Origin of the sequence: Streptomyces sp. McG3, assembly GCF_018619185.1 — a bacterium.
Lineage (GTDB): Bacteria > Actinomycetota > Actinomycetes > Streptomycetales > Streptomycetaceae > Streptomyces.
In genome coordinates, this window is the sequence record NZ_JAAXYC010000441.1 from 1 (window position 1) to 5,051 (window position 5,051).

General features: G+C 71.7%; 5 protein-coding genes and 2 pseudogenes. 3 read left to right on the forward strand and 4 right to left on the reverse strand.

Going from position 1 to position 5,051, the window contains the following annotated elements:
* The coding region (locus tag HET64_RS39465) for a TnsA-like heteromeric transposase endonuclease subunit (RefSeq protein WP_308370428.1) at nucleotides 1-304 on the reverse strand (304 nt) is incomplete at its 3' end.
* A 560-nt stretch (nucleotides 305-864) separates the two neighbouring features.
* Between HET64_RS39465 and HET64_RS36430 the strand changes: the two genes are divergently transcribed.
* From HET64_RS36430 to HET64_RS36440, 3 genes are all read left to right on the forward strand, one after another.
* On the forward strand, nucleotides 865-1,332 hold the full coding sequence (locus tag HET64_RS36430; RefSeq protein WP_215111519.1) for a helix-turn-helix domain-containing protein: 468 nt from the start codon (nucleotides 865-867) through the stop codon (nucleotides 1,330-1,332).
* 35 nt (nucleotides 1,333-1,367) lie between these two features.
* Nucleotides 1,368-2,030: a hypothetical protein gene (locus HET64_RS36435; protein ID WP_215111520.1), complete on the forward strand. Its 663-nt coding sequence runs from the start codon at nucleotides 1,368-1,370 to the stop codon at nucleotides 2,028-2,030.
* 146 nt (nucleotides 2,031-2,176) lie between these two features.
* The gene (locus HET64_RS36440) at nucleotides 2,177-2,515 is read left to right on the forward strand and encodes a DUF2516 family protein (RefSeq protein ID WP_018959825.1); all 339 of its coding nucleotides are present in this window, start codon (nucleotides 2,177-2,179) and stop codon (nucleotides 2,513-2,515) included.
* Here the strand turns inward: HET64_RS36440 and HET64_RS36445 are convergent.
* From HET64_RS36445 to HET64_RS39945, 3 genes and pseudogenes are all read right to left on the reverse strand, one after another.
* Entirely contained in the window at nucleotides 2,497-3,903 is a 1,407-nt protein-coding gene (locus tag HET64_RS36445) for a PP2C family protein-serine/threonine phosphatase (protein WP_215111521.1), read from the reverse strand. The two genes, HET64_RS36440 and HET64_RS36445, sit on opposite strands and share 19 nt — an antisense overlap.
* 292 nt (nucleotides 3,904-4,195) lie before the next feature.
* A pseudogene (locus HET64_RS36450) lies at nucleotides 4,196-4,933 on the reverse strand (C40 family peptidase); the annotation flags it as partial.
* Nucleotides 4,891-5,051: pseudogene (locus HET64_RS39945) on the reverse strand (PUA domain-containing protein); the annotation flags it as partial. The pseudogenes HET64_RS36450 and HET64_RS39945, both read right to left, overlap by 43 nt.

Below are 5,051 nucleotides of genomic sequence, written 5' to 3' on the forward strand. Positions count from 1 at the left end.
CCCCCGCCAGCAGCCCCCGAGGCCGGGCGAATGCCGCCCGCAACTCCGCCGCTACCGGATCTCGCCGCACCCGCGGATGCCGGTAGCCCGACAACCAGCGCAGATTCGCCGCCAACACCGGATCGAGCACGCCAACCCGCTCAAAATCCCAGCCCACCACGGCGCAAGCCGCCGCCGTAGCCGCGAACTTCACCGCATCCTCGGGCTCGATCCGGTCGTCGGGACGCACGTCCAGCACCACACCGGTGCCGTCCCGGCGGCGCACGAAGTAGTCCGGTATGGCTGGTCCGCCGAGCCCGGCCACCGGACCGCCACGAGAGCCGGAACGGCTGCGACGCCATCGCCACTACCCCCGGATCGGAGTCCAGCCTCAGCAGCTGACCGAGTTCCACCCACGACTCATAACCCACCAAATCGGCACACGTGGCAGCCCAGTACCAGCCGGGAAAATTGCGCTGACCGGGGTACGACGGGAATGTCCGCACCTGCCCGGCCGCCTCGAAACGCGCCGGCCACATCACCTCAAGCGGCCCCTCATGCAGGTCACCGCGAGCGTCGACGTATTCCAGCCGAAAGTCCTCAGCCTCCACCAGACACCCCCACCCGGCGCTGTCCATGTACGACGACCGTAGACAGCCAGGCGCGGCAGCGGCTCAGAAAGAGCAAGACAGAACGGCAGATGGCCAAGGTTGACCGAGACACACAGCCAGATGGCTCGGATACACCGAGATCGGCCCGCCTTCAGCGAGACAGGTCAAACGGACCCTGAAGGGCCATGAGTGAGGTTCGGCCGAACCAGTGGCACGCGACACTTTTGCAAGCATGTGCTTGCAAAAGTTAGCGGGGGTGTTGCAGTATCGGGTCATGGCATCACTCAACGTCGGCAATCTCGGTGAGTACCTGCGGGAGCAGCGCCGTGCAGCGCAGCTCTCGCTGCGGCAGCTCGCCGATGCGACCGGGGTGTCGAACCCGTATCTCAGCCAGATCGAGCGCGGTCTGCGCAAGCCCAGCGCCGACGTGCTCCAGCAGGTCGCCAAGGCGCTGCGGATCTCGGCCGAGACCCTGTACGTACGTGCGGGGATCCTCGACGAGCGGGAGCGGGAGGAGCTGGAGACGCGGGCGGTCATTCTGGCCGATCCGTCGATCAACGAGCGGCAGAAGAACGTGCTGCTGCAGATCTACGACTCCTTCCGCCGCGAAAACGGATTCGTCCCCGGGCCCGACGCGGACGGGAAAGCGGACGCCGACGCCGCCGCGGGCGGCGATGCCGGGCCCCGTAACGGCGACGACGCCGGTGCGGACGCCACCGAAGACCACGACCCTCACAGCTGAACAGCTGGTTCTGATGATCCGGGAGGACCACAGTCATGGCCATCACCGATGACCTGCGCAAGACCCTCACCGACCCCACCCCCCTCTACTTCGCCGCCGGCACGGCCGACCTGGCCGTGCAGCAGGCGCGCAAGGTTCCGGCGCTGATCGAGCAGCTGCGGGCCGAGGCGCCCGAGCGGATCGACGCCGTGCGCAACACCGACCCCAAGGCCGTGCAGGAGAAGGTGACCACGCAGGCCAAGGAGGCCCAGGCCACTGTGCAGGCGAAGGTCACCGAGGTGTTCGGTTCGCTCGACGCCGCCGACCTGAAGAAGCTGGGCGAGAGCGCTCAGGACCTGGCGCTCCGCAGTGTGGGCGTGGCCGCCGAGTACGCGATCAAGGCCCGGGAGACGTACGAGAAGGTCGCCGAGCACGGCGAGCAGACCGTACGGACCTGGCGCGGGGAGACGGCCGAGGAGATCGTCGAGATCGCCGCCGTCGTCGAGGCCGAGCCCAAGCCGAAGGCCGCGCCCGCCGCGAAGCCCGCCGCGACGAAGGCCGCGCCCGCCGCGAAGCCCGCCGCGACGAAGACCGCGCCCGTCTCGGCCAGGCCCGCCGCCCCGGTGAAGTCCGCCGAGGCCAAGACCGCGCCCGCCAAGAAGACGCCCGCGCCGCGCAAGCCCGCGGCCAGGAAGACCCCGCCGCCCGCCGGCAAGTGACCCCCACGGGTCCTTCCGGTACGCGGTTCGCGGGACGCGTGACCGGGGCGCGGGGCGGGCACCTTTACGGGTGGCCGGCTCGTTGTCCCGGTACCTTGGCCTTTCCGGCCGCAGGGCGCTCATCCACTCACTAGGCGGTAGACACCATGTTGCTCTCAGCGTTCGGCTCGCTCCTCCAGCTGCTCTATCTGGCGATGCTGGTGCTGGCCGTGGTCGCGTTCGTCTTCGCGGCGACCGCCCGTGAGGACGCCTACCGGGCCGCCGACAAGAAGAAGAAGTCCTTCTGGCTGGTGATCCTCGGTGTCGCCGTCGCCGTGAACCTGCTGATCCCGATGCTCTTCCTGCAGCTCGCGGGTGTGGTCGCGTCGATCGTGTTCATGGTCGACGTGCGTCCCGCGCTCAAGGCGGTCTCGGGCGGCGGCGGTGGCCGCAGCGGCGGCTCCAGCAGCGACGGTCCGTACGGTCCCTACAACGGCGGGCGCTGAGCCCTCGCCGCCCGCACGGGCGGGGACGGCGGCCGGTCGACGGACGCGGGGTGGGAGCGCGGTGCGCTGCCGCCCCATCGTCGTATCCGCTCCGGATCGCGGCCCAGCAGCAGGACCGCCACATCGTCGGTCAGCTCGCTGCCGTGTCGCTCCCGTACCTCGGCGACCGCCGCCTCCAGCAGCTCCTCGCCCGCCAGCCCCTGTTCCAGCCGGCTGTTGACCATCGCGACCATGCCGTCCTGGCCGAGCCGCTCGCTGCCGCCGTTGCCCACGCGCCCCTCGATGAGCCCGTCCGTGTACATCATCAGGCTCCAGGTGCCGCCCAGCTCGACCTGACGGCGCGGCCATCGGGCCCGCGGCAGCAGCCCCAGGGCCGGGCCGCCGTCCTCGTACGGGAGCAGCCGGGCGGGCAGGCCGTGGCGGGCGAGCAGCGGTGCGGGATGCCCGGCCAGGCAGAGCCCGGCCCGTCGCCCGTCGGGTGCGATGTCCACGGTGCAGAGCGTCGCGAAGATCTCCTCGCTCTGCCGCTCGTGCTCCAGCACCTGCTGGAGCGTGGAGAGCAGCTCGTCCCCGCACAGCCCGGCCAGGGTCAGCGCCCGCCAGGCGATCCGCAGCTCGACGCCGAGCGCCGCCTCGTCCGGGCCGTGTCCGCAGACGTCGCCGATCATCGCGTGCACCGTGCCGTCCGGGGTGCGGACGACGTCGTAGAAGTCGCCGCCGAGGAGGGCGCGGCTGCGGCCGGGGCGGTAGCGGGCGGCGAAGCTCAGGCCGGAGCCGTCCAGCAGCGGGGTGGGGAGCAGGCCGCGCTCCAGGCGGGCGTTCTCCTGGGCGCGCAGCCGGGACTCGGTCAGCTGGTGCTGGGCGATGTCGGCGCGCTTGCGCTCCACGGCGTACCGGATGGCGCGGCTCAGGACGCGCGCGTCGAGGTCGCCCCGGAAGAGGTAGTCCTGCGCCCCGACCCGGACCGCCTCGGCCGCCAGCTCCGTGTCGTCCTGCGCGGTCAGCGCGAGGACCGCGTGCAGCGGCGCGATGCGGAGTACGTGGGTGAGGGCCGCCAGTTCGCCGGCCCGGGCGGAGACGGGCTCGGGCAGCGGTCCGCCGCCTGCCGTCCCGGCGTCCGTGGTGGGCGTGCCGGGGCCGGACCCGCCGCCCGCGAGGGGCAGCGCCAGGTCCAGCAGGATGCAGTCGACGTCGTCGGTGAGCAGCCGCGCGGCCTCGGTGAGGTTGCGTGCGGTGCGGATACGGACCCGGGTCCCGGCCGCTGCCGAGAGTTCGGGGACGGTGATGGTGGTGCCCGCCGGGTCGTCCTCGATCACCAGCAGGGTGAGGTCGCCGTGCGAGGTCTCCGCAGCGGGAACGGAGCGCTGCTGCGGTACGGGTACGGGCATCGGTTCGAGTTTCCTTCCCTCCCCCCGAGGGCGCGGCGGGTCGACGATCGACGATCCGCCAGTCGGGGACGATAGCGGTCCGCGGCGGGGGAACGGAATGGCGCACCGGGACCGGCGCCCGCCGCACGCGCCGCCATAAGCCGCGTCCCGGCACGGATCCGGCGCGATGGGCCGCCAGAACGGCGGAGAAGCGCGCATGACAAACATCACGCGCTCACGCGCGGCGGCGTGGCCCCGCTCACGTGGCCCCGCTCGCGGCCTCGCGAGGGCCGTGCCTCGTGTCCGGTCGGTCCTACTTGTCCGGGCGGACCACGCCGAGGATCTTCATCGAGCCGGCGCCCGCCAGCGTGACGTTGCGGCCGGGGCGCGGGGAGTGGACGATCGCGCCGTCGCCGACGTACATCCCGACGTGGCTGGCGTCGGCGTGGTAGATGATCAGGTCACCGGGGCGCATGTCCTGGATGTCGATACGCGGCAGCAGCCGCCACTGTTCCTGCGAGGTGCGCGGGATCGGGCGCTTCGCCGCCAGCCACGCCTGCGAGGTCAGCCCGGAGCAGTCGTACGAACCGGGGCCCTCGGCTCCCCAGGCGTACGGCTTGCCTATCTGCGCCGTCGCGAAGGCCACCGCGGCCGCTCCACCCTCGCTCGCCTCGCCGCTGACGTCCTTGACGGCGCCGGAGGAGAGCCAGGCGGTCTGCGCCTTGTCCGCGGCGTCCCGCTCCAGCTGGCGGAGCCGGTCGCGCTCCTTCTTCTCCAGCCGCGATTCGAGCTTCTCCGCCGCCTTGATCTGGGCGTTGATCTTCTTCTTGGCCTTGGCCTGCTTGACCCGGATCGTCTCCAGCTTTTCCCAGTTGGTGCTGGCGTCCTGGGTGTACGTCTCCAGGTCCTGCTGCGTCTGCTTCAGATCGGCCAGGAGCGACTTGGAGGCCTGCTGGCTCTGGCGGACCTTGTTGAGCCCGTCCAGGAACAGCTTCGGGTCGTTGCTCAGGGCCAGCTGCGCGCCGGGCGGCAGGCCGCCGTTTCGCCGGCGCTGAACTCGCCCTCGACGGCGGAGATTCCGGCGGGCAGCAGGGAGGTGCGCCGCTCCACCACGGCCCGTACGGCGCCGTCGTCGAGGGTGCGCCCGCCCTGCGGGGTGGAAGCGTGGG

Excerpts from the sequence above, each read along its gene's own strand:
- HET64_RS36430 (WP_215111519.1), top strand. The coding sequence starts at position 865 with ATGGCATCACTCAACGTCGGCAATCTCGGTGAGTACCTGCGGGAGCAG.
- HET64_RS36435 (WP_215111520.1), top strand. The coding sequence starts at position 1,368 with ATGGCCATCACCGATGACCTGCGCAAGACCCTCACCGACCCCACCCCC.
- HET64_RS36440 (WP_018959825.1), top strand. The coding sequence starts at position 2,177 with ATGTTGCTCTCAGCGTTCGGCTCGCTCCTCCAGCTGCTCTATCTGGCG.
- HET64_RS36445 (WP_215111521.1), bottom strand. The coding sequence starts at position 3,903 with ATGCCCGTACCCGTACCGCAGCAGCGCTCCGTTCCCGCTGCGGAGACC.